General features: G+C 60.5%; 23 protein-coding genes. 9 read left to right on the top strand and 14 right to left on the bottom strand.

Translation table 11 applies throughout. The features are described 5' to 3' along the window. Window positions 1-255: 255 nt before the first annotated feature. Complete coding sequence (gene dusA, locus AAGW23_RS11770) at window positions 256-1,260, top strand: tRNA dihydrouridine(20/20a) synthase DusA (RefSeq protein WP_342406667.1); 1,005 nt, start codon at window positions 256-258, stop codon at window positions 1,258-1,260. Window positions 1,261-1,384: 124 nt separating this feature from the next. Further along, window positions 1,385-2,311, top strand: coding sequence for a transaldolase (gene tal / locus AAGW23_RS11765; protein WP_342406666.1), 927 nt, complete (start codon window positions 1,385-1,387; stop codon window positions 2,309-2,311). Between the two features lies 1 nt (window position 2,312). On the opposite strand, the gene rssC is transcribed toward tal, so the two are convergent. Both rssC and rssB read right to left on the bottom strand, forming a co-directional pair. After that, window positions 2,313-2,795 carry an anti-sigma factor antagonist RssC gene (gene rssC / locus AAGW23_RS11760; protein ID WP_342406665.1) on the bottom strand — a complete coding sequence of 161 codons (483 nt, stop codon included), beginning with the start codon at window positions 2,793-2,795 and terminating at the stop codon, window positions 2,313-2,315. Next, window positions 2,792-3,976: a two-component system response regulator RssB gene (gene rssB, locus AAGW23_RS11755; RefSeq protein ID WP_342406664.1), complete on the bottom strand. Its 1,185-nt coding sequence runs from the start codon at window positions 3,974-3,976 to the stop codon at window positions 2,792-2,794. The genes rssC and rssB overlap by 4 nt, the downstream gene beginning before the upstream one ends. 204 nt (window positions 3,977-4,180) lie before the next feature. Here rssB and AAGW23_RS11750 point away from each other — a divergent pair, with 204 nt between their 5' ends. Continuing rightward, window positions 4,181-4,480 (top strand): PilZ domain-containing protein, encoded by a 300-nt coding sequence (locus tag AAGW23_RS11750; protein WP_342406663.1) that lies wholly within the window; start codon window positions 4,181-4,183, stop codon window positions 4,478-4,480. Window positions 4,481-4,570: 90 nt separating this feature from the next. On the opposite strand, the gene AAGW23_RS11745 is transcribed toward AAGW23_RS11750, so the two are convergent. Then, on the bottom strand, window positions 4,571-5,272 hold the full coding sequence (locus AAGW23_RS11745; RefSeq protein WP_342406662.1) for a VacJ family lipoprotein: 702 nt from the start codon (window positions 5,270-5,272) through the stop codon (window positions 4,571-4,573). A 221-nt stretch (window positions 5,273-5,493) separates the two neighbouring features. Between AAGW23_RS11745 and AAGW23_RS11740 the strand changes: the two genes are divergently transcribed. Continuing rightward, window positions 5,494-5,763, top strand: a complete 270-nt coding sequence (locus AAGW23_RS11740) for a DUF4404 family protein (protein ID WP_342406661.1) — start codon at window positions 5,494-5,496, stop codon at window positions 5,761-5,763. A 60-nt stretch (window positions 5,764-5,823) separates the two neighbouring features. Here the strand turns inward: AAGW23_RS11740 and queF are convergent, their stop codons facing one another. From queF to AAGW23_RS11725, 3 genes are all read right to left on the bottom strand, one after another. Next, window positions 5,824-6,654, bottom strand: a complete 831-nt coding sequence (queF, locus tag AAGW23_RS11735; RefSeq protein WP_342406660.1) for an NADPH-dependent 7-cyano-7-deazaguanine reductase QueF — start codon at window positions 6,652-6,654, stop codon at window positions 5,824-5,826. 137 nt (window positions 6,655-6,791) lie between these two features. Further along, a complete protein-coding gene (locus AAGW23_RS11730; protein WP_342406659.1) occupies window positions 6,792-7,571 on the bottom strand; it encodes an ABC transporter permease in 780 nt (259 codons plus the stop codon). Then, on the bottom strand, window positions 7,568-8,500 hold the full coding sequence (locus AAGW23_RS11725; protein WP_342406658.1) for an ABC transporter ATP-binding protein: 933 nt from the start codon (window positions 8,498-8,500) through the stop codon (window positions 7,568-7,570). Before AAGW23_RS11725 ends, AAGW23_RS11730 begins: the two co-directional genes overlap by 4 nt. A gap of 260 nt (window positions 8,501-8,760) precedes the next feature. On the opposite strand from AAGW23_RS11725, the gene AAGW23_RS11720 reads away from it, so the two are divergent. Continuing rightward, a complete protein-coding gene (locus AAGW23_RS11720) occupies window positions 8,761-11,208 on the top strand; it encodes an acyl-CoA dehydrogenase (RefSeq protein ID WP_342406657.1) in 2,448 nt (815 codons plus the stop codon). Between the two features lie 281 nt (window positions 11,209-11,489). Beyond that, window positions 11,490-11,897, top strand: a complete 408-nt coding sequence (locus AAGW23_RS11715) for a PA2817 family protein (protein ID WP_342406656.1) — start codon at window positions 11,490-11,492, stop codon at window positions 11,895-11,897. Window positions 11,898-12,063: 166 nt separating this feature from the next. Here AAGW23_RS11715 and AAGW23_RS11710 read toward each other — a convergent pair whose 3' ends face one another. The 7 genes from AAGW23_RS11710 to AAGW23_RS11680 all read right to left on the bottom strand — a co-directional run bounded on the left by AAGW23_RS11710 (window position 12,064) and on the right by AAGW23_RS11680 (window position 19,210). After that, window positions 12,064-13,053 carry a TRAP transporter substrate-binding protein gene (locus AAGW23_RS11710; protein ID WP_342406655.1) on the bottom strand — a complete coding sequence of 330 codons (990 nt, stop codon included), beginning with the start codon at window positions 13,051-13,053 and terminating at the stop codon, window positions 12,064-12,066. Window positions 13,054-13,107: 54 nt separating this feature from the next. Continuing rightward, entirely contained in the window at window positions 13,108-13,935 is an 828-nt protein-coding gene (locus tag AAGW23_RS11705) for a CoA ester lyase (protein WP_342406654.1), read from the bottom strand. A gap of 20 nt (window positions 13,936-13,955) precedes the next feature. Continuing rightward, complete coding sequence (locus AAGW23_RS11700; RefSeq protein ID WP_342406653.1) at window positions 13,956-15,161, bottom strand: CaiB/BaiF CoA-transferase family protein; 1,206 nt, start codon at window positions 15,159-15,161, stop codon at window positions 13,956-13,958. 125 nt (window positions 15,162-15,286) lie between these two features. Beyond that, window positions 15,287-16,639: an MmgE/PrpD family protein gene (locus AAGW23_RS11695; RefSeq protein ID WP_342406652.1), complete on the bottom strand. Its 1,353-nt coding sequence runs from the start codon at window positions 16,637-16,639 to the stop codon at window positions 15,287-15,289. Continuing rightward, on the bottom strand, window positions 16,636-17,040 hold the full coding sequence (locus AAGW23_RS11690; RefSeq protein WP_342406651.1) for a VOC family protein: 405 nt from the start codon (window positions 17,038-17,040) through the stop codon (window positions 16,636-16,638). The genes AAGW23_RS11695 and AAGW23_RS11690 overlap by 4 nt, the downstream gene beginning before the upstream one ends. A gap of 114 nt (window positions 17,041-17,154) precedes the next feature. Next, entirely contained in the window at window positions 17,155-18,318 is a 1,164-nt protein-coding gene (locus tag AAGW23_RS11685; protein WP_342406650.1) for an acyl-CoA dehydrogenase family protein, read from the bottom strand. A gap of 70 nt (window positions 18,319-18,388) precedes the next feature. Further along, a complete protein-coding gene (locus AAGW23_RS11680) occupies window positions 18,389-19,210 on the bottom strand; it encodes an FAS1-like dehydratase domain-containing protein (RefSeq protein ID WP_342406649.1) in 822 nt (273 codons plus the stop codon). Between the two features lie 125 nt (window positions 19,211-19,335). Between AAGW23_RS11680 and AAGW23_RS11675 the strand changes: the two genes are divergently transcribed. Together AAGW23_RS11675 and AAGW23_RS11670 are read left to right on the top strand one after the other, a co-directional pair. Beyond that, complete coding sequence (locus AAGW23_RS11675; RefSeq protein WP_342406648.1) at window positions 19,336-20,226, top strand: LysR substrate-binding domain-containing protein; 891 nt, start codon at window positions 19,336-19,338, stop codon at window positions 20,224-20,226. 285 nt (window positions 20,227-20,511) lie between these two features. After that, the gene (locus AAGW23_RS11670) at window positions 20,512-21,822 is read left to right on the top strand and encodes an MFS transporter (RefSeq protein WP_342406647.1); all 1,311 of its coding nucleotides are present in this window, start codon (window positions 20,512-20,514) and stop codon (window positions 21,820-21,822) included. A 123-nt stretch (window positions 21,823-21,945) separates the two neighbouring features. Here the strand turns inward: AAGW23_RS11670 and arfB are convergent, their stop codons facing one another. Then, on the bottom strand, window positions 21,946-22,359 hold the full coding sequence (gene arfB / locus AAGW23_RS11665) for an alternative ribosome rescue aminoacyl-tRNA hydrolase ArfB (RefSeq protein ID WP_342406646.1): 414 nt from the start codon (window positions 22,357-22,359) through the stop codon (window positions 21,946-21,948). A 135-nt stretch (window positions 22,360-22,494) separates the two neighbouring features. Here arfB and AAGW23_RS11660 point away from each other — a divergent pair, with 135 nt between their 5' ends. Further along, entirely contained in the window at window positions 22,495-23,538 is a 1,044-nt protein-coding gene (locus AAGW23_RS11660) for a metal-dependent hydrolase (RefSeq protein ID WP_342406645.1), read from the top strand. The last annotated feature ends 56 nt before the right edge of the window (window positions 23,539-23,594 follow it).

Below are 23,594 nucleotides of genomic sequence, written 5' to 3'. Positions count from 1 at the left end.
TCTTCCCAATCAGCGAGTGGAGCTTTGCAGGTATTGCCGCCCCTTTCACGCCATCGTGCGGCGTCGCACGGCAGTCTCACGCACCGAGACTTCGCTCTCCTGATAAACTTGGCATCCATTTTTCGAGGCGTTTGGTTAAGCAACCGCTCCAGTCGCCTTTAACGCGCTCAGACACTCGATATACCGGCACAGCCAACCAGCATAATGGTGTCTAAGCATTAGCAGCGCGTTCTAAACGCTCCGTCGGAAAGCCGCATGAACACCAACTACAAACCTGCCACTACGTCTCTGCAACTGTCGCGCAGGTTCTCCGTCGCGCCGATGATGGACTGGACTGACCGGCACTGTCGGTATTTTCTGCGTCTGCTTTCACGGCATGCCCTGCTCTACAGCGAGATGGTCACTACAGGCGCATTGATCAACGGCGATGCCAGTCGTTTCCTGCGTCATGATGAGGCCGAGCACCCCTTGGCTTTGCAACTTGGCGGCAGTGTGCCAAGTGATCTCGCCGTCTGCGCAAAAATGGCCGAAGCGGCTGGTTACGATGAGGTAAATCTCAATGTGGGATGCCCTAGTGACCGCGTGCAGAACAACCTGATCGGCGCATGCCTGATGGGCCATCCAGCACTGGTAGCCGATTGCGTGAAAGCGATGCGTGATGCTGTGGGGATCGAAGTAACCGTCAAGCACCGCATCGGCATCAATGGGCGCGACAGCTATGCCGAACTTTGTGATTTCGTTGGGCAGGTTCAAGCGGCAGGCTGCCGCAGCTTCACCGTCCATGCACGCATCGCAATTCTGGAGGGGCTTTCACCGAAGGAGAACCGAGACGTTCCACCCCTTCGCTACGATGTTGCGCAACAATTGAAGCGCGACTTTCCAGGCTTGGAAATTATCCTCAACGGCGGCATCAAAACGTTGGAGCAATGCGAAGCCCACCTGGAGCAGTTCGATGGTGTGATGCTCGGGCGCGAGGCCTACCACAACCCCTACTTGCTCGCGCAAGTTGATAGCAGACTGTTTGGCAGCGAAGAACCCGTCATTACCCGAGCCGAAGCATTGAGGCGCATGCGCCCCTATATTCAGAATCATCTTGATAGCGGTGGCTCGATGCATCACGTTACCCGTCACGTACTGGGGCTGGGCCAGGGTTTTCCAGGCGCTAGGCGGTTTCGCCAGCTGCTGTCGGTCGACATCCATAAAACCAAAGAACCACTAACGCTGCTTGACCAAGCGACCGGATTGCTTGAGGGGCACTGATACCCGTGCAGGGAACACGCAGCCGCATTTTCGATCCAACAGCTGCCACACATGACCATCCGAATACAGATGGCGCGATGGCCACGGAAATCAAGTCATGACAACCAAAGGATAGAGCGCCCTTATGACGTCAAAGTTGGAGCAACTCAAACAATTCACCACCGTGGTTGCCGACACCGGCGATCTCGACGCCATCGCCCGCCTTCAACCGGTTGATGCCACCACCAACCCCTCGCTTCTGCTCAAAGCTGCTGCACTGCCGCGCTATGCAGAACACCTCAAGGACGCTATGTCGCGCTGCGGCGGCGATATCGGCCTCGGCTGCGACCTGTTCGCGGTCGCGGTTGGTCAGGAGGTGCTCAAGTTGATCCCGGGGAGGATTTCTACGGAGGTCGATGCTCGGCTTTCATTCGATACACAAGCCATGATCCAGCGGGGCGAGCGCCTGATCGGCCTATACGAGCAGGCCGGGGTATCCCGTGACCGTGTATTGATCAAGCTGGCCTCTACCTGGGAGGGCATCCGTGCGGCTGAGCAGCTGGAAAAATCCGGCATCCAGACCAACTTGACACTGTTGTTCTCTTTCACCCAAGCAGTGGCATGTGCCGAGGCCGGTGTATTTTTGATCTCGCCTTTCGTCGGCCGTATCTACGATTGGTATAAAAAGTCCGAAGGCCGTGACTATGTCGGTGACGAAGATCCAGGCGTACAGTCGGTCAGCCGGATTTACGACTACTACAAGACGCACGGTTACAAGACCGTAGTAATGGGTGCGAGCTTCCGTAACGCGGGTCAGATCGAAGCGCTGGCAGGCTGCGATCGCTTGACGATCAGCCCTGAGTTGCTCAGCCAGCTGGCACAGGAACAAGGCACACTGGAGCGTAAATTGTCCCCCGGACGCGCTTCGGAGTCGCGCATCAGCATGGATGAAGGTAGCTTCCGCTGGGGATTGAACGAAGATCCGATGGCAACTGAGAAACTGGCTGAGGGAATCCGCCAGTTCGCGCGGGATCAGGAAAAGCTTGAAGCCCTCCTGCCAACCAAGCTGTAGCTCAGGACCGCTCCAACGCTGTCACGAGGTCGCGGAACGCCTCGCGGTTCGATTCGTTGAGGCTCATCAGAATACGGTGAGCCTCTAGAACCTTGCCCTTCACAATCTCCTCGGATTGATCCTGGGTCGGCAGATCGGCCAGTTGCTCAGGCGACGGCAATGGCTGATCAACGATATTGAACACCTGATCGAAACCCATCGATTGCAAAAGGCGCGTGATGTCCTCATGAGTGGTGACCAATGTCGGCAGCATGCCGACCTTCTGCCGCGAAAGAATCGAAAGTTTGGCGAGCAGACCGAGCGTGGTGCTGTCGATGCTACGGCTTTCAGTGAGGTCGATTACGATCGATGAGAAATTGCGCGAAGAGAATATCTTCTCGATCGTTGCATCCAGCGCCGAGCAAAGCGTCAGTCGGATCTCGCCGACGAACTTGAGCACAAACGTACCGTTCTGCTCAGCAAACTGGATCTTACCCGTGCTCATGCAAGGTTCCTGCTCAATACCAACAACGCGATGTCATCGGGCATATCCTCCAGATCGGCTAGGCCCAACACCCGCTGTAACCCCACCAGCGTACCGCCTGCTTCGCGAATCAACCCAGGTAGCCCGGCCTCTTTATCTTTGAGGGTCTCGCCGGGCAAAAGGTCCAAAATGCCATCGGAAAGTAGCGTCAGACTGAAAGACTCTGGCAATTCGATCTCGTAATTCTCGTAGGTTGCTTCGACGAACAAACCGACCGGCAAACCCTTCCCTTCGAGATACTTAGCAGCGCCGTCGGCGTATAGCACCGGCATTGGAAGGTGACCGCCTATACTGTAATGCAGCACATTACGCTCCTGATCAATCACGCCGCCCAACATTGTGACGTGCTTACCGAGCTTACAGTTGATCAAGCCGCGATTGATGTGATCGAGCACCTCGGACGGCTTGAAGGCGCGTAATGCCCTTCCCCGGCGAGACTCATAGAGCAACCGCGTGGTCATGAATTTAAGCAGGACGGTGACAAACGCTGAAGAGGCCCCATGGCCGGACACATCCGCCAGGTAGAAGCCGATGCGGTGCTCGTCCACGCGAAAGTAATCGACGAAATCACCCGAGAGGTACAGAGAAGGGATTATCTGATGGGCGAACTGGAACTTGTCGAGGCTGCAGGGCGTGACCGGCAGCATATTCATTTGCACTTGCCGACCAGCATCCTGATCTTCCTGCAGAAGATGCAAGCTCGCCTGCAGGTCGCGGTTGGCGGTCTCCAGCTGCTCACGGTAGCGCCGGTTTTCTAGCCGCAAGCGTGAACGATCAAGGGCACGACGCACCGAGTGCTCAAGCATCGCAAGGTCTTCAAGAGGCTTGATCAAGTAGTCAGCAGCGCCCAACCGTAGGGCTTCGACTGCATCACTCATCACACCGGCCCCCGAGACTACGATTACCGGTAGGTCAGCCTGACGCTCACTGATCAGGCGGATAAGCTCCAGGCCATCCATTTGCGGCATACGCAGGTCGCAAATCACGAGATCAGGGTGTTCCGCGTCGAACAGCTCCACACCGCGCGGTCCGTTAGGCGCCTGCAACACCTTGAAACCACTGTCATCCAGATAGGCTGCCAGGCTGGCTCGCACCACATCGTCGTCATCTATGATCAGCAGCGTCGCGCTTGGGTTATGCATGTTCCTACCAGGCGGTATCGCCAGGATGATTGGCGAAAGCATCGGCCCTGCGCGAGCGCCGGGCATGGGATCGTTTCAAGGCGCAGACGGTACTCCCATACGATCGGCGTTTCAAGCCAGGCGCGGTCGCTCCGCCTGTCCTTTACAGGCCGATTTGACGGGCGTTATAAGAACTGGCGAAACAAGAACTCAGAGGACGAAGCAATGACCCAGCGAGATCGGGACTACAGTGAAAAACGCGACTTCATTCGCATGAATATCGAGACAGCTATAACCCTGACGCAGGGTGACCATTGCTACGAGGCAACCTGCCTGGACCTTTCCAGCACAGGGATGCAGGTGGTCGCAGCGACGGATTTGCAGATGGGTGACAAGGTCCAGGTACACATTCCTTCGGAGCACAGCGAACTGAAGGGATTGGATGCCGAAACGGAAGTGGTTCGAGTCGGTCAGCACGAAGACGGACGACAGAGCCTTGGTCTGGCAATCCTTTCAATGAAATGACTTTTGCTTAGGTGAAACCATTTCGGAACAACAAAGCGTGAACAAACCAGCGGACCGCATCGGCATTGGCCAATGCGGTCCGCTGTCCTATCAGAAATCGTCTTCGACCTGACCATCCTGCGTGCGGAATTCACGATTCTGCAGGTAGGCGTTGCGCACGAAGATATACCTGTCGCCAGTGATCATTTTTTCCGCTGAGAGCAGACTGGCACGCATGTCCACAACATTGACGGCGCGGGTCACGTTGCGTGTCGGCACATGATCGATATGCGGATACGGCTGCAGGAAAGAGTCCGGCACGCGTCCAGCCGCATCGCGCACGGTACTCGGCCCCAGCAGCGGCAACACGACGTAAGGTCCACTGCCCAGTCCCCACGCGCCAAGCGTCTGCCCAAAATCTTCATCGTTTTTCTGCAAGCCCATACGGGTTGCGACATCGAAGAAACCCAGCACGCCGAAAGTGCTGTTGAACAAAATACGGCTGGTGTCGATGCCCGCGTCCCGAACCTTGCCCTGCAACAGGTCATTGGTCAGTACCACGACATCGCCAAGATTGCTGAATACATTGCCGATGCCGTCTTCGACAAAGTTTGGTGTGATCTTCTGGTAACCCTGCGCAAGCGGCTTGAGCGTATAGGTATCGACTTTGTCGTTGAAGGTGAAGATCGCGCGATTCACGCTTTCCCAGGGGTCTTGCTCGGCGGCCTGGAGCGATGATGCGCCAAACACGGCCAGCGCCGTCACCAGCGTTCTCCTGAAGTAAACAACCCAATCCTTGCCGATGACTTGCATCGCGGCCCTCTCCTGTTTCGAATGGGGGCAATTGCCCAACAAAGCGCCGCAGTATAAAGCGATAACGGCCAGTTTCGGCAGCGGGCAGACACGCGGAATCTCAACGGATCTTTGCAGACTCTTTGAGACTCAAAAGCAAGGACAAGCCCAGCACGCTGGTTTACCCTGCTCACATCAAGCGCTGGCGACTTTGCCGTACGACAAACCAAGAGGGTAGCAACATGCCGGAACATGATCTGCAGTCGCAGCTAGCAGAGCTGCGTAGTCAACTGGCCCAGGACACACCGCTAACTGAAGAAGAGCGCGCGTCGCTGCAGGTGATTGCCCATGACATCGAGCTGCGGCTTGCCAACCAGGGGGTAGTCGATCATCAGAACGATTCACTGGTCGATGGCGTCAATTTAGCCGTCGAGCGTTTCGAGGTCAGCCATCCGAACACAGCGATGACGCTTCGCAACATCATGCAGACCCTGGCGAACATGGGCATCTGAGCGAAACCGGTTCGGGCCATCAGAGCGTGAACGCGCGTTCACGCCCTCCTACCGCAGCGGTTATTGCCGAACCAACCGTCGGTTGTCTGGCGAAACGGACTGAGTGGTACGGTAGGGGTTGATATCCAGCCCGCCGCGGCGCACATAGCGCGCATGCACACTGAGTCGCTCTGGCATCAACACGCGCTGCAAGTCGAGAAAGATCCGCTCGACGCACTGTTCATGAAAGTCAGCGTGCTGGCGAAAACTCACCAGATAGGCAAGCAGGCTAGCGTGATCAAGCGCAGGGCCCCGGTACTCGATTACCACTGTGCCCCAGTCCGGCTGCCCGGTAACCGGGCAATTGGATTTGAGCAGATGGCTGTAGATGCGCTCATCCACCTGACGCTCAGGGTCGCTGCTGAGTAGTTCAGCCCGCGGCGAATCGTAGTGCCGGATCTCGATATCCAGATCATCGATACAGTACCCGTCTAGCGGCGCGATCCCCTCCTCGCCAACTTCATCCAACGTGCGCAAGCGAACGCTGACGGGCTTACCCGCTGCGGCTGATAAGTCTCGCGTTATAACCTCCACAAGCGCTGCCCGACTCTCGAAGACCGATTGGTTCAGCGAGTTGAGATAAAGCTTGAATGACTTGGATTCGATGATATTTGGCGAGTCGGCGGGAATACCGAACTCACCAATGGCCACCACCGGCTTGCCGGATGGCAACAGCCAGGACAGCTCATAGCAGTTCCAAATGTCGACGCCACCATAGGGTAAGGACTCGGCCGTCAGCCCAAGCTCGGCCCATTTGGGCGCACGCGGGATGGGAAAGAGCTGCTCGGGGCTGTAGGTCGCAACATAGGCGCTGGACTTGCCCAGCGGCGACAGTTCGGCGGGGTGCTGCATAGCGGGAACCTGTACGAAAAATGACCGCAAGTGTAGCGGTTCCCGTTTGGTTTATCACCGCGCCTGGTCATCGGGCCATTGACTGGTCGTCAGATCAAGCGCACCAACATTGCCAATGGGCGTGCCCGGCGCGATGACTACTGGCGCATGCCTCGACCACTCTTGAGCAGATGAATGCACAACAGGTACATGAGTACTGCCGCTACGGCCATGAAACTGATCGCAATGCCGATACGGATGTCTGAAACCCCCAGGATGCCGTAACGGAACGCATTGACCATGTGCAGGATGGGGTTGGCCAGCGACAGCGTCTGCCAGAACGGTGACAACAGGTTGATCGAATAGAACACGCCGCCCAGGTAGGTTAGCGGAGTCAGCACGAAGGTTGGAATGATAGAAATATCATCGAAGTTGCGGGCGTACACCGCGTTGATGAAGCCGCCGAAGGCAAAGATCGTCGACGTCAGCGTAATCACCAGAAGCGTCACCCCCAGATGATGTACCTGCAGATCGGTGAAGAACATCGACAGCAACGTTACGATCAACGCAACCGCCAGCCCGCGGGTAATGCCGCCTAAGGCAAAGCCAATCAGGATGACATGAGGCGATACGGGCGAGACTAGCAGCTCTTCGATGGATCGCTGGAACTTGCTGCTGAAGAAGCTGGAAACCACGTTGCTGTAGGAGTTGGTGATCACGGACATCATGATCAGCCCCGGCACGATGTACTGCATGTAAGTAAAGCCATCCATCTCGCCGATCCGCGAACCGATCAGATTTCCGAAGATGACAAAGTACAGCACCATTGTGATCGCTGGAGGCAGCAGTGTCTGCGGCCAGATGCGTGTGTAGCGGCGGATTTCGCGGTGGACGATGGTCTGCAACGCGACCAGATTGGGCCGGAATTCTGCGTTCATTTGGCCACCTTCGGCAGGTTGTTTTCCACCATCGAAACGAACAGCTCCTCCAGCCGATTGGTCTTGTTGCGCAGGCTCAGAACCTCAATGCCCTGTGCCGACAGCATACGAAACAGGTCGGTCACGCCCTGGCTCTTGTCTACCTGCACCTCGAGGGTGTGATGGTCAACCAAACGTGCCGGATAACTGCCAAGCTCTGGCGGCACCAGCTGCGACTCCTTCAGATCAAGCAGGAAAGTCTCGACATGCAGTTGCTTGAGCAATTCGCGCATGCTGGTGTTCTTGACGATCTGGCCGTGGTCGATGATGCCGATGTTGCGGCACAGCTGCTCGGCCTCTTCCAGATAGTGTGTCGTGAGAATGATGGTAATGCCTTCACGGTTGAGCTCGGTCAGGAACGACCACATCGAACGGCGTAGCTCGATGTCAACCCCCGCGGTGGGCTCGTCGAGGATCAGCAGCCGCGGCCGGTGGATCAGCGCTCGAGCGATCATCAGGCGCCGCTTCATGCCGCCTGACAGCATCCGCGAGGACACGTCACGCTTGTCCCACAGCCCCAACTGGTTGAGATACTGCTCGGCGCGTTCCTTGGCGACTTTTGCCGGAATGCCGTAGTAGCCGGCCTGTGTGACAAGGATGTCGAAGGCCTTCTCGAACTGGTTGAAGTTGAACTCTTGTGGCACAACACCCAGGCAGCGCTTGAGGCCTGAAGGATCGCGATCAAGGTCGTGACCGAACACGTTGACCGTGCCGCCACTCTTGTTCACTAGCGTGGAAAGGATACCGATGGTGGTGGATTTGCCGGCACCGTTGGGCCCCAGCAACGCAAAGAAATCGCCTTCAGCAACGTCCAGGTCAATGCCCTTGAGGGCCTCGAAGCCGTTTCCGTAAACCTTGGTCAACTGCCGAATGGATAGAGCAGTAGTCATATTAAGAACGCACACAGCACAGAGAGATTAAAAGTAGATAAGGGCGCGGTGCGTCAATTGCAACGCCGAATTCAAACCGCAGAGGACCGCCAAGCTACACCGAGCAAAACAAACCTAGTAACCAGAACCAGTCACTTCGAACTCGCCTGTCAAGGATCGGTCATTATCTGATACCAAACGCGTCGTCCTGTCCCTTCACCCCACTTGCCACAAACGCCTATGCTCAGTTTGGATGCCATTCGCTCAACAAGGAAAACCATATGACCCTGCTCTGGCTGCTCGTATTACTCATCGGCATTGCCGTGATTGCCCATTTACGGGTTTCCCCCGTTCCGGCGTTGGCCATTGTTGCGGCGTATCTGGTCTTGATGGGCGCGGCCGACGAGACGCCTACCTGGTTGATGATCATCCTCTGGCTCATGCTGATTGCGGTCGCGGTGCCTTTGCTGGTGACCGACCTGCGCATCAGGTACTTCAGCGGCCCGATGTTCGACTGGTTCAAAAAAGTCCTGCCCCCTATCTCCGACACCGAACGCGATGCCATCGACGCCGGGACGGTCTGGTGGGATGGACAGTTGTTCAGCGGCAAACCTGACTGGGACGTCCTGCTCGGCTACCCAAAGGCCGTCCTGACAGAGGAGGAACAAGCTTTCGTCGATGGCCCAACAGAAACCTTATGCTCTATGGTCAACGACTGGGAAGTTGGCCAGCGCATGGACCTTCCCCAAGAAGCGTGGGATTACATCAAGGCCGAAGGATTCTTCGCCTTGATCATCCCCAAGGAATACGGTGGCAAGGGCTTCTCGGCCTACGCCCACTCGCAGATCGTGATGAAACTGGCCACCCGCAGTGGCGACCTTGCGACGACCGTCATGGTGCCCAATTCCCTCGGCCCGGCCGAGCTGCTGATGCATTACGGCACCGATGAACAGCGCAACCACTACCTGCCGCGTCTGGCCAATGGCACGGACATCCCCTGCTTTGCCCTGACCGGTCCCTATGCCGGCTCCGACGCTGGCGCGATGAATGACAGCGGAGTCATCTGCCGCGGCGAATGGGAAGGCGGAGAAGTACTTGGCCTGCGCCTGAACTGGGAGAAGCGCTACATCACGCTCGGCCCAGTCGCCACGCTGCTCGGTGTCGCCTTCAAGACGTACGACCCTGAGCATCTATTGGGCGATGAGGAAGAGCTGGGCATTAGCCTCGCGCTTATTCCAACCGATACTGCTGGTGTCGAGATCGGTCGCCGCCACCTGCCCCTTGGCGCTGCTTTCATGAATGGTCCGAACTGGGGCAAGGATGTGTTCGTGCCGCTCGAAGCTATCATCGGCGGACGAGACATGATCGGCAAAGGCTGGATGATGCTGATGAACTGCCTGTCAGTCGGGCGTTCGATTTCATTGCCAGCGACAGGCGCCAGCGCGGCCAAGACCTGCAGCTATGTCAGCGGCCGCTATGCGCAAATACGCGAGCAGTTCAACGTGCCGCTGGCAGCGTTTGAAGGTATTCAGGAACCGCTTGCTCGAATCGGCGGCAATGCCTGGTTGATGGACAGTGCACGAATCCTGACAGCCAACGCAGTCGACCTGGGAGAAAAACCTTCGGTGCTGTCGGCGATTCTCAAATATCACCTGACCGAGCGTGGCCGCGAGTGCATCACCGACGCCATGGATATCCATGGCGGCAAAGGCATCATCATGGGCCCCAGTAACTACCTCGGCCGCATGTGGTTGTCTGCACCCATTTCGATTACGGTCGAAGGGGCGAACATCCTCTCGCGTAACCTGATGATCTTTGGCCAAGGCGCGATCCGCTGCCATCCGTTCGTACTTCGCGAAATGGAGCTGGTTCATGAGCCTGACCGCGATGCCGCAATCAAGAAGTTCGACGGGTTGCTGATGAAGCACATTGGTTTCGCCGTCAGCAACACAGCAAGCACCCTGGTGCTCGGGCTGACGTTCGGCCTGTTCGGCAAGGCGCCAGGCAACGACCTGGCCCGCCCCTACTTCCGCGCGTTGGATCGGATCGCCGCCGCGTTCGCCATGCTCGCCGACTTGTCCATGATGTTGCTCGGCGGCGAGCTCAAGCGTCGTGAACGCCTCTCCGCGCGGCTGGGCGATGTCCTCAGCCACCTGTATCTGGCATCCGCTGCGCTCAAGCGCTATCACGACCTGGGCCACCCAATCGAGCAGGCACCGCTGTTGCGCTGGGCGATGGAAGACTGCCTCTGCAAGGCTGAGCAAGCCTTGGCCAACACGCTAGAAAATTTCCCCAACCGCTTGCTTGGCGGAGTGCTGAAGGTCCTGGTATTTCCGTTCGGCGCCCGCCATAAGGGGCCGTCCGATGCGCTTGATGCTGAAGTGGCCGCTATCCTCGGTCGCCCGGAAGGCGACCCGGCCTTGGAGCAGATTCTCGAGGGCGTCTACCGGCCACAAGGGCGCGACGAAGCCTTGGGAGCACTGCGAGACGCGTTCGACACCCTCGCAGTATCGCAACCGTTGCAAAAGAAGCTGCACAAAGCGCTCAAGGCCGGTGATTTCCAACCTGCCGCCGGAGAGGACCCGATCAGCGCCGCACTCGCAGCAGGCGTACTGGATGCCGCCGAGGCGGAGCAGCTGACCGCTGCGGAAGCGGCGCGCCGAAAAGTCATCAGCGTCGATGATTTCGCCAAGGAGCCACTTGAACTACCCGAGGGCAAGACTCGCTAGCCATGCCGGCTACCTAATCCACTTTAGGCTCTGCCAAGCGCCGCGCTCACGCGCGATGCTTGGCGGCGCGCTCCTCTGAGCGTCGCCTGCCAACATCGGTCAGCACCGAGTCAGGCAACGTTGGCGTACACGAGCAAGCCAACGCCCATCTTGGCGCCTGAGCCTTTGCGCGGCTATCCGACGTCCGTACCGAACCCAGCACTACGACCCGAGTCAACTAGACACGCCCCAATTAATCCGTGCGCATTTATAATCGCGCGCCCAATCGATTCAGGTGAACCATGGCCAACCCTTATCACGATCACAACCTGGCACTACTGGCCCATCTGCGCGGCATCCTGCTTGCCATGGGTGAAACCGAACAGGTGTCGGAGGAAAGCCATGCGCTGTTTCTCGAGCGGTTCGACGAATTGATCATGAACCTTCAGAACGTGCCGGAAGAGCGCCATATGGGTCAGGACATGATCTGCCAGGTCTTTCACCGCTACCCGCAGATAGCACATCTGGTTCCGCGCGACCTGCTCTGGTACTTCGGCGGTGATTGCCTGCACTTCATGCCGGACGAAGAGATCGAAATTTTTCAGCAGCTGGAAGAACGTCGCTACCAAGCCGAAGAAAATGACGAGCCGTTCGACTGGAACATGGAACGGCAATTGATAACGATGCCGGAAGAAGGGCCTCGCCACTGACAGGTAGGATGACCGTTCCGTGTGGCTCGATATAGCAACCCTGCTCCTCGGTAACGCAAGTTAGCAGTCAGCTACTGCCTGGACGGGTCAGGTCAGGTCAGGTCAGGTCAGGTCAGGTCAGTAGCTGAAACAAGCCGCCATGTAGAGACAAGCGGCTTGTTTTTGCTCAAGGCTGGTTGGCCGCCTCGGCTGCCTTGATCAGTTCCACCCCGATTTCATCCTCGAACTTCTTCCACACCGGCCTCATCGCCTCGCGCCACTCGCGGCGCTGCTCAGGTGTCAGCCGGATAATTTCAGTTTTTCCCGACGCGGCAATGGCGCGTTTGGCCTTTTGATTCAGCTCGTCGGCCTGGCGGTTCACCTCGACCGTCACCTCTTCCACTATGCTCTCCAGCTCAATACGCACATCTTCCGGCAGACTCCTCCAGAACTGCGTGTTTGTGATCACCATATAATCGATCAGGCCGTGGTCGGACTCGGTGATGAATGGCTGCACCTCGTGTACCTTCTGGCTCTCGTAGTTCGACCATGTGTTTTCAGTGCCGTTGACGACGCCAGTCTGCAAGCCTTGGTAGACCTCTGCAAAGCTCATCTTGCGCGGATTGGCACGGACGGCCTTGAACTGTTCTTCGAGCACTTGAGAGGCCTGCACCCGGAACTTGAGGCCTCGCGCATCCTTGGGCTCACGCAGCGGTTTGGTGGCGGACATCTGCTTGGTACCGTTGTGCCAATAGGCCAACCCGGTAATGTTCTTGTCCTCCATGGACGTAAGCAGCGCCTTGCCCTGCGGGCTGCTCTGAAAGCGGTCAGCCGCAGCCAGATCATCGAACAGGAAAGGCAGGTCGAAAATCTGGATGGGTTTGGCGTAGTGCTCGAATTTCGCCAGTGATGGCGCCAGCATGTGCACATCGCCGATCAGCAGTGCCTCCATTTCCTTGCCGTCACCGAACAGCGAAGAGTTCGGATAGACCTCGACGACGACTTTGCCGGGGAGGCGCTCTTCAGCAAGTTGTTTGAACATTAGAGCGCCCTGCCCCTTGGGCGTGTTGTCCGCTACCACATGCGAAAACTTGATGGTGATCGGCTCTGCCTGGACTACAGCTGCGATAGAGAAAGACAGCGCGCAGGCGAGTGCCTTGAGCTTGTTACTCAGCATGGAAGTACCCTCTTGTTTTTGTCGGTTGGTACGTTTCGCGGGCAAGCGTTGCGGTCAGGGCACCGCTTGCCCGGCACGTTGCAGCAGGCGACGGGCACGGCCGATGACGGGGGCGTCGACCATCTGTCCGTCCACCACGAAAACCCCATCGCCGGAAGCTCCGGCGGCGAGGATGCGTTGCGCCCAGTCCAGTTCCACGGCACTGGGCATCAGGGTTTCGTGCACCACGGCCACCTGGCTCGGGTGGATGCACAGCAGGCCGCCAAAGCCCATGTCGCGGGCGTCGGCAGCGGCACGGGTGAGGCCATCGAGGTTCTTGATGTCGGGAAAGACGCTGTCCAGCGGTGCTGCCAGCCCGGCCAATCGCGACTGCAGCAGCAGCGCATAGCGTGCCTGGTCAAGCATGCGCTCGGCGCCAGCGGTGCCGTTGGCCAGGCCGAGATCGAGGCCCAGGTCCAGCGCGCCGAAGGACAGCCGCTTGACACCCTGGGCGTGGGCAATTTCCGCCAGATTGGCCAGCCCGGGGGCACTTTCCACGATTGGCCAGACCGGCTTGCCGCAGCTGGCCGCCAGCGCAACCTGCACCGCGCTTTCGACCTTCGGCAGCAGCACGCCGGCGATGCCGGCATGACGGGCACAAAGCGCCAGGTCCGCGGCCTGCTCGGCGTGGGTTGGCGCGTTGATGCGCACCAGCAGGCGCGCCTCCGGATTGGCAGCGAGGAAGGCATCGAGGTTGCCCCGCGCCTCGGCCTTCAGGTTCTCCGCGACTGCATCCTCGAGGTCGACGATGACCGCGTCTGCGCCCGTCGCCAGTGCCTTGGGGATGCGCTCCGGGCGGGTCGCCGGGACGAACAGCGCGCTACGGATTATCGATGAGTTCATGGGCTGGCTCCTGGGCACGCTCATACCGCGCCCTGCTCGTGCAAGCGCTGAATGTCGCCGGGTGCGTAACCCAGCTCGGTCAGCAGGCTATCGGTGTGCTGGCCCAGCGCGGGGATGGGGTCCATGCGCGGGGCGAAGGCACTGTTTCGTCCCGGCGGCAGCAGCGCAGGCAGGCGGCCGGCCGGGCTGTCCACCTCGCTCCAGCGTTGGCGGGCCTCCAGCTGCGGATGCGCCCAGACACCAGCCATGTCGTTGACGTGGGCATTGGCGATGGGCGCGGCATCCAGGCGCGCAATCACTTCGTCGGCACTCAGCTTGCCGAACGCGTCGACGATGATCGCGCGCAGCGCCTCGCGGTTGTCCGAGCGCTGCGAGTTGCTGGAGAAGCGCACGTCGCTGGCAAGCGCGGGTTGCAGCAAGACCTTTTCGCAGAACAACAGCCACTCGCGCTCGTTCTGCAGGCCGAGCATCACCGTGCCGCCGTCACCGGTGGGGAACGGGCCGTAGGGGTAGATGGTGGCGTGGGCGGCGCCGGCACGCGGCGGCGGCTTTGCGCCCTTGTAGGCGTAGTACAACGGGTAGCCCATCCACTCCACCAGGCTTTCGAGCATGGAAACGTCGACGCGGCTGCCCTCGCCCGTCTTGTCGCGGAGCATCAGCGCTGAAAGCACGCCGGTGTAGGCATACATGCCCGCGGCGATATCGGCGATGGAGCAGCCGGCCTTGGCCATCTCGGTCTCACCCGGCCCGCCGGTGACGGAGAGAAAGCCGCCCTCGCTCTGGATCAGCAGGTCATAGGCCTTCTTCTGCTCGTAAGGGCCGCCCTCGCCGTATCCCGAGATGTCGCAGACGATCAGCCGCGGAAAGCGCTCATGCAGCGCCTCGAAGGAGAGCCCCATGCGCGCCGCGGCACCGGGCGCGAGGTTCTGCACCAGCACGTCGGCCTTGGCCAGCAGCTGGTCGAGTACCTGGGCGGCGGCGTCCTGCTTCACGTCCAGGCTCAGGCTTTCCTTCGAGCGGTTGGTCCAGACGAAATGCGAGGCCAGGCCGTCGACCCGCTCGTCGTAGCCGCGGGCGAAGTCGCCGGCAACGGGCCGTTCGATCTTGATCACCCGCGCGCCGAGATCGGCCAGCTGGCGCGTGCAGAACGGTGCGGCGATGGCGTGCTCGAGGCTGACCACGGTGATGCCATCGAGTGGGCGGGGTTTGACTTGGGTGTCGTTCATGTTCGGTTCCTGCAAATTCGGCGTAGGGTGGAAATCGGCGAAGCCATTTCCACGCGTTTGTTCAAGCCCCTCGGGACTTTGGCGCCACTTTGGTGGATGAGTCTTCGCCGTCATCCGCCCTACGTTCAGGCCAGTGCGTCCAGCAGCTCCAGCTCGCGCAGGCGCCAGACCGTGTCGATCAGCACGCCAGCCTCGTCATCACTACGCGCAGCGGAGAATTGCACCAGGCGGCGGAATTTGTCTTCCAGCTCGGCGCGGCTCAGGGTGTTGCCCGGGTCGCCCTTGGGTTCGTCGATGGCGCCGTGCAACGTGCGGCCATCGACGGTGGTCACTTCGATGCGGCCGAGCCAGCGCGCCGGGTAGGCGCCGTCCACCTCGGGATCGAGCGTCATAGAGACCTTCTCGCGGATCGCGCCGACGCGCAGGTCGCTGAGCGCATGGCTGTGGAATTCGGTCAGGCCGGCCTTGCCGTACAGGGCGATCAGCCCGAGCACGGTGCCCATGGAAAACTTGGCCTGATGCACCGTCTGCGGCACCGTCACGCGGCCGAGCACGTCGATCGCGCCCTGATGCACGCGGGTGGTGACCGAGGCGATGTCATCGGCCCCGAGCCCTTCGCGCTGCATCAGCGCCAGCAGCGCATCGGCCGCCGGGTGGGTATGCCGGCAGGACGCGTGGAACTTGAACGAGGTTTCCGCCAGCGCCCAGCGCGTGCCGAGCCGGTCGGACAGCTTGCTCGGCTCGGCATCGCGGGACATGCCCGCCGCCATGCCCTGCTCGCCTTCGAGAATATTCTGCGCGCCCGTCAGGCCATCGGCGGTCAGGTAGGCGGCGAGCAGGCCATCGGCAGCCGCCTTGGCGGTGTGCAGCTGCTTGGAGTCCGCCGCGTCACGGAGAAACTCCCACAGCCCCGCCGCTTGCGTACCGGCGCTGCCGAGCAGATGGGTGAACTGCTGCTGGTCGAACTCCATCAGCTTGCCAACGGCCACCGCCGCGGCCAGGGTGCCGACCGTCGCGGTGGTGTGGAAGATGCGGTAATGCGAGCGGCCGAGGAACTCACCGATGCGGATGCCCGCCTCGTAGCCGGCCACCGAGGCCACCAGCAGCTCGCGGCCGGACTTGCCGAGATCCTGCGCCGCCGCCAGCGCAGCGGGAAACACCACGGTGGCCGGGTGCAGCACGGAGCTGTTGTGCAGGTCGTCCTGCTCCACCAGATGCGAGCTGGCGGCATTCACCAGCGCGGCGAAATAGGCCGAGCTGCTCTGGCCGTTGACCAGAATGCGCGCCGGCCCGTCGGCCGGGCCCATGCTCTGCGCATAACGCTCGAACAGCGGAATCGGATGCGAGCCGGCGCTGGCCAGGGCTGAGCCGAGCCAGTCGAGAAAGAGGTCTTCGGTGCGGGCGAGCACCGGTTCGGGGATCTGCTCGTAGGCGAGCCCGGCGAGGAATTCGGTCAGGGCACGGGTGTGCTGGCTCATGCGTTGGGCTCCAGCGGATTCTCTAACAGATTGGACAGTTCGATGAGGTTCTGGTCGGGGTCGCGCAGGTACACCGAGCAGATCGGTCCGGTCGCGCCGGTGCGTTGCACCGGACCTTCGGCGATGGCGACCTGCTGCGCCTGGAGGTGTGCGATCACCTCGGCCAGCGGTGTGGCAACGATGAAGCAGAGGTCCGCCGAACCCGGGGTCGGCCGCTCGGCCTTGGGCTCGAATTCGCGCCCGGCCTGGTGCAGGTTGATCTTCTGGTTGCCGAAGGCCAGCGCCTTGCGCCCTTCCCCGAAGGTCACCGCCTGCATGCCGAGCACGCGGGTGTAGAAGTTGATCGTTGCCTCGAGGTCAGCGACGGTCAGCACCAGGTGGTCGAGATGGCTGATATTCATGACGCACTTCCCTTTTTCGTAGGGTGGAAATCGCGAAGCATTTCCACCACCCGTGTCGCCTGTTCGATATGCGTGGAAAAGGCTTCGCCGTTTTCCACCCTACGTCTGGCTCCGTTAGAACGAACGCGGCAGCTCGAGCAAGTGCTCGGCCACGTACGACAGGATCAGGTTGGTGGAGATCGGCGCCACCTGGTACAGCCGCGTCTCGCGGAACTTGCGCTCGACGTCGTATTCGTTGGCAAAGCCAAAGCCGCCGTGGGTCTGCATGCAGGCGTTGGCGGCCTCCCAGCTGGCCTTCGCTGCCAGGTACTTGGCCATGTTGGCCGCCGCCCCGGCATTCCGACCGGCGTCGTATTCATCGCAGGCGCGCCAGCGCATCAGGTCCGCCGCCTCGATTTCGATGTGCGCTTCGGCGATGGGGAACTGCACCCCCTGGTTCTGCCCGATAGGCCGGCCGAACACCACGCGGTCGCGGGCATAGGCGGCGGACTTCTCGACAAACCAGCGGCCGTCCCCGATGCACTCGGCGGCGATCAGCGTGCGCTCGGCATTCAGCCCATCGAGGATGTAGCGAAAGCCCTTGCCGTCTTCGCCGATCAGGCTGCTGGCGGGGATTTCCAGGTTGTCGAAGAACAGCTCGTTGGTCTCGTGGTTGACCATGTTGGCGATCGGCTGCACGGTCAGGCCGTTGCCGATGGCCTCGCGCAGGTCGACAAGGAAGATCGACATGCCCTCGGACTTGCGCTGCACCTCGGCCAGCGGCGTGGTGCGTGCCAGCAGGATCATCAGATCGGAATGCTGGATGCGTGAGATCCACACCTTCTGCCCGTTGATCACGTACTTGTCGCCCTGGCGCACGGCGGTGGTCTTGATCTTGGTGGTGTCGGTGCCGGTGGTCGGCTCGGTGACGCCCATGGACTGCAGGCGCAGCTCGCCGCTCGCCAGCTTCGGCAGGTAATGGCGCTTCTGCTCCTCGCTGCCGTTTCTGAGTAGGGTGAACATGTTGTACATCTGCCCGTGGATGGTCCCGGAGTTGCCGCCGCAACGGTTGACCTCCTCGAGGATCACCGAGGCCTCGGCCAGGCCTAGGCCGGAGCCGCCGTACTCTTCCGGGATCATCGCCGAGAGCCAGCCGGCTTCGGTCATGGCCGTGACGAAGGCTTCCGGGAAGCCCTTTTCCTCATCGATCTTGCGCCAGTATTCGGCGGGAAATTCGGCACAGAGGGCGCGCACGCCTTCGCGGATGAAGCTCAGTTCTTCGGTCTTGTTCGGGGTCATCTCGGTTTCTCGCTTGTGCGGCACGCGGCCTCAACGGTGGATAAGGCTGCGCCGTTATCCACCCTACGATTCAGTCGAATTCCACTTCGGCTTTCTGCGCCAGGCCGTTGTGGTCGCCGGCCCAGAGTTCGGCCTTGCCCGGCGCGACGATGCGACCGCCGACCTCGAACGGCTGCGGCGCGATCAGCGGGCGCAGGCCGCGGTAGGCGAAGCGGCGCAGGCGGGCGTCGGGATTGGCGCGGCAGAAGGCGCGCAGGTTCAAGGTTGCGATCAGCGGGCCGTGAACGACCAGACCGGCATAGCCCTCGGCCTCGGTGACGTAGGGCCAGTCGTAATGGATGCGATGGCCGTTGAAGGTGACCGCCGAATAGCGGAACAGCAGCGTCGGCGTCGGCGTTACCGCCTCGCGCCAGCCACCGGCGACCATGGGTTCGCCGCTGCTGGTCTTTGGCGGGCTCGGCTCACGGTAGACGATGTCCTGCTCTTCGCGGATGGCCAGACGGCCGTCCTGCAGGTAGTCGTGCTGCACGGTGACGAACAGCAGCGCGCCGGTGCGACCGTGTTTTTCCTCGATGTGCTTGATGGTCGATACCCGCCGCGCCTCGCCACCGGCTTCCAGCGGACGGAGAAACTCGACGCGACCGCCGGCCCACATGCGGTTGCGGTTATCGGCCGGGGGCAGGAAGCCGCCGCGCGCCGGGTGACCGTCCTCGCCCAGGCCGCTCTCGGCGATGGGCTCCTGAAAGAAGCACCATTGCCACAACGGCGGCAAGGCCTCGCCATGGGCAGGGGTGGTTTCGCCAAATGTGGCGGCGATGCGCATCAGCAGGTTGCGGCTGAGCTGGTCATGCACTTCTTCGCGGCGGCCAATCCAGGCAGAGATATCGGTCATTGCGGCTTCCGGTCTTTGTCTTTGTTTCGCTGGAGAATGCTACGAAGGCGGCGTTCCGTGAATTTGTATTTACCGACACCAGCGTTCGGCTAAGCTGAACGCCGTTCCAAGCACCGGTATCAAGCATGCATTTCGATCTGGCCGACCTACGCCTGTTCATCCATATCGCCGAATCCCCGAGCCTGACCCAGGGCGCGCGTCGTGCCCATCTTTCACCGGCAGCCGCCAGCGCTCGCATCAAGGCGCTGGAAAGTCAGCTCGACAGCCGGTTGCTCTACCGCGACAGCCGCGGTGTCGAGCTGACGCCCGCCGGCCACAAGCTGCTGCAGCACGCCCGGCTGATCATGCGTCAGGTGGATTACCTGAAGAGCGAGTTCACCGAATACGGTACCGATTCGGCCGGACATATCCGTATTTTCGCCAACACCACAGCGGTAACAGAGTTCCTGCCGGAAGTGCTGGCCGGCTTTCTCGCCGAGCGCCCCGGCGTAAGCGTTGACCTGCAGGAAAGGCTGAGCCGCGACATCGTCCGCGGTGTGCTCGACGGCAGCACCGACATGGGAATCATCGCCGGTCCGGTGAGTGCCGAGGGACTACAGGTGCTGCACTTCAGTACTGACCGGCTGTTGCTTGCCGTGCCGATCGGTCATCCACTGGACGGTGAGCCACAAGTGACTCTCCGCCAGACGTTGAGCTTCCAGCACATCGGCTTGCACGAGGGGAGTACTTTATTGTCATTCTTGCGTGATCAGGTAGAGACGGCCGGCGGTCAGCTTTCACTGCGCATTCAGCTATCGAGTTTCGAAGCGGTGTGCCGGATGATCGAGGCAGGGGTCGGCATTGGCATCATTCCCGAATCCGCGGCACGTCGTCACAGCCGCACCATGAACCTGGCCTTGGTCGACCTCGACGAGCCTTGGGCCGTCCGGGAGCGCAGCATTCTAGTTCGCGAGCTCGACGCCCTGCCTGGTGGTGTCCGAGCATTGATCGCGACGCTCGCATCAAGACAAAGGTGAAAAGTTGAGCCAAGCTTGTACTCTGGAGCCTTGTAAAGCTGCGCTCGGGTCTGGATCGGCTGTCGGAGCTGATCGGTTCAGGCTAGCTGAGCCAGCTCAGAAGAGGCGCTCTGCTGGAAATTCCGCTTCGTTTTGAATCCTCGGGCAAAGATGCTGCCCAACCTGCGTAGTCCAACGCATCGATGATCGGATGTTGAAGTGGCTTTTGTCACTTATATGGAAAACGGCACGCCGCGTAACATGGCGGCCTGCCTTCACGGATTATTTGCTCAAGGTTGTTTTGCTATGACGTCGTTATTAGCCCCCATCAGCTCGCTGCTGGGTGGAGTTGCATTTCTCCTGCTCGGCCACGGATTGCTGAACACGCTGCTGACGCTGCGCGGCATTGAAGAAGGCTATTCCACCGGGCTGATCGGCCTGCTGATGTCCGGCTATTTCGCCGGCTTTCTCGTCGGCACCTGGCTGGCGCCTTCGCTGATCCGGCGCATCGGCCACATCCGCACCTTCGCTTTCTACGCCGCGCTCGCCTCGGTCGCCGTGCTGCTGCACGTGCTGATCGTCAACCCATGGGTGTGGTTGGTGCTGCGGGTGATGTACGGCGTCGCCCTGGTCACGCTCTATATGGTGATCGAAAGCTGGCTCAATGCGCAGGTCAGCGGCGAAAAGCGCGGCCAGGTGTTCGCCCTGTACATGGCCGTCAACCTCGGCTCGCTGGCTGCGGCTCAGCAATTGCTGAGTCTCGACAGCCCGATGAATTTCACGTTGTTTGCGCTGGCCGCGATCCTGATCTGCGCAGCCCTGATGCCGATTACCCTGACACGTCAGGCGCAGCCCGCGCAGCCCGACATGCCGGCTACAGACCTCTTGCAGCTGGCGCGAATCGCGCCATTGCCCTTGATGGCTGCGGGAATTTCCGGCCTGACCCTCGGGGGGTTCTGGGGCCTCGCGCCGGTCTATGCCTCGCAGACAGGTTTCGATGCCGCAGGTGTAGGCCTGCTGATGAGTATCACCATTCTTGGCGGCGCCGTTCTGCAGTGGCCCATCGGCTTATTCTCCGACAAGCATGACCGCCGCCTGGTGTTGCTCTGGGTCGTGGCAATTGCCGCGGTGATCGGCGGCTTGATCACGCCCTTGACCTCCGGTCCGCTGCTACTGGGAATGATGTTTCTCTGGGGTGGTTTGGCCTTCTCCATTTACTCGATTGCCGTCGCGCAGATGGTCGACCAGTTGCACCCAGACGAGATTCTGTCCGGTTCGAGCGGACTGTTGCTGGCAAACGGTTTTGGTGCGGCCTTTGGCCCTGTGATCGCAGGCGGTCTGATGAGCTTTTTCGGGCCCAAGGCACTGCCTGTGTTCTTCGCGGTCACCCTGGCGTTTTTGGCGCTGTATTCCTACTTCCGTGCGCGCCGCGTGTTCGATCTGGTGACCGAGCCGCACGGCCACTTCACGCCGATGCTACGCACCAGCCATACCGTGCTCGAGCTTATGCCGGATACGCCGGAGGGCGAGGTCGCTGAGGCGGACATTCTCGACCAAGGCCAGCAGCCACTCGACGAAGAAGAGGTCGCCGAACCACGCACCGGCACGCACTCTTAAGCAACTGAAGCCGGCCCGCTTGCGACAAGTCTGTGGCCGTTCTGCTCTAGGGCCTGACACAGGTGCAGTCAAACCGGCCCCGCCGCATCTTGTCTGCTGGCGGGGCCGTGCCACTGACAATCTTCAGAAATCTACTTTGCCCCTTCCGGCCTTGATCGCACCGCGTTTGGTCTTGCCTTCCAGACGCCGCTTCTTGGAGCCCAGCGTCGGGCGTGTCGGGCGGCGCGCTTTTTCCACTTTTGTCACGCTACGGATGATTTCGGCCAGACGCTCCAGAGCGTCTGCGCGGTTCTGCTCCTGAGTGCGGTACTGCTGCGCCTTGATCACGATCACGCCGTCGCTGGTGATGCGACTGTCGCGCAGCGTCAGCAAGCGCTCCTTATAGAACGCGGGCAATGAAGACGCATTGATGTCGAAGCGCAAGTGCAGCGCACTGGATACCTTGTTGACGTTCTGCCCGCCGGCACCCTGGGCGCGGATGGCAGTCAGTTCGATCTCGCTGTCGGCTAGTTGTACGTTGCTGGATATGTCGATCATCGGTCCTACATCGGTCGGGATCAGAGGTCATTGTCCACAACAGGAGCCTTGCGGACATGTTTTTATATGATTTGGAGCCGCTACGGCGCAGCCGGTTCGGCTACCGTAGCGCACTCGGAAAAGACGGAATCGCGCATGGACTCGATAACACAAGCCCTTCTCGGCGCCACAGTTCAGGCATCGCTGCTTGGCCGCTGGCAAGGTCGCAAGGCCCTGCTCTATGGGGCCGTGCTCGGCACCCTGCCCGACCTGGATGTAGTCATCGATTATGGTGATGCCATCGCCGATATGACCTATCACCGAGGCTTCAGCCATTCATTGTTCGTTCTCAGTACACTGGCCGTCATGTTGGCCTGGCTGGCGCGACGAATACGACCTGATCCAGCTTACAGCGGCATGCGCCTGTTTCTCACGATCTGGCTGGTGCTGGTGACCCATGTGCTGCTGGACGCCTTCACCAGTTACGGCACCCAGCTGTTCTGGCCGCTGACCACGCCGCCGGTGGCTTGGTCCAGCGTGTTCATTATCGATCCGCTGTACAGCCTCCCGCTGCTGCTAGCCGTGCTGGTCGGTGCGTTCGTCGGCGTGAAGGGCCGCATGCCCCGCTGGGCTGCGAGCGCACTGCTGCTGTCGTCGCTCTACTTGGGCTTTACCCTTGCTGGCAAGCAGATGGCCGAGCAGCGCGTGGAAGCGGCAATGGACGCACGGGGTATACAGGCCAGCCAGCTGTTCAGTACACCGACGCCGTTCAACAGCCTGTTGTGGCGAGTCATTATTATTGAAGGTGATCAATACTACGAAGCGCTGGTGAGCTGGTTCGATGACCAACCACCTGAACTGGTGAGTATTCCTCGCAGCGAGCGGCTCGCCACGGCTCTTCGCGAATCGCCGCAGCATGCTCGCTTGCAATGGTTTACCGGCAACGTGCTCCGTTACGATGAGGTGGGAGGCCAGCTGCTGGTGACCGATCTGCGTCTCGGCATGACTGGTTTTCATCCCTTCCGCTTTGCTCTCGCCGAGCGCAACGGAACGGGCTGGGGGCTGATTCCCTACGTCGAGCGACTGCCCGCCGAACGCGGCGATCTGGACCGGCTCAAACAGCTCTGGCAGCGCATCTGGCAACAACAGCCGGGCCTGCCGCTGGCCGAGTGGGCAGCAGACCTTAACCGGCCCGGCTGAGCGCGATGTCCGTCTGCTGGCCAGCTCGTCTGAAATAGTTTTGGGCGGAGTTCGGT

The organism is Stutzerimonas chloritidismutans (assembly GCF_038562055.1).
Taxonomy (GTDB): Bacteria; Pseudomonadota; Gammaproteobacteria; order Pseudomonadales; family Pseudomonadaceae; genus Stutzerimonas; species Stutzerimonas chloritidismutans_A.
This window is presented reverse-complemented; position numbering and strand designations above follow the sequence as displayed.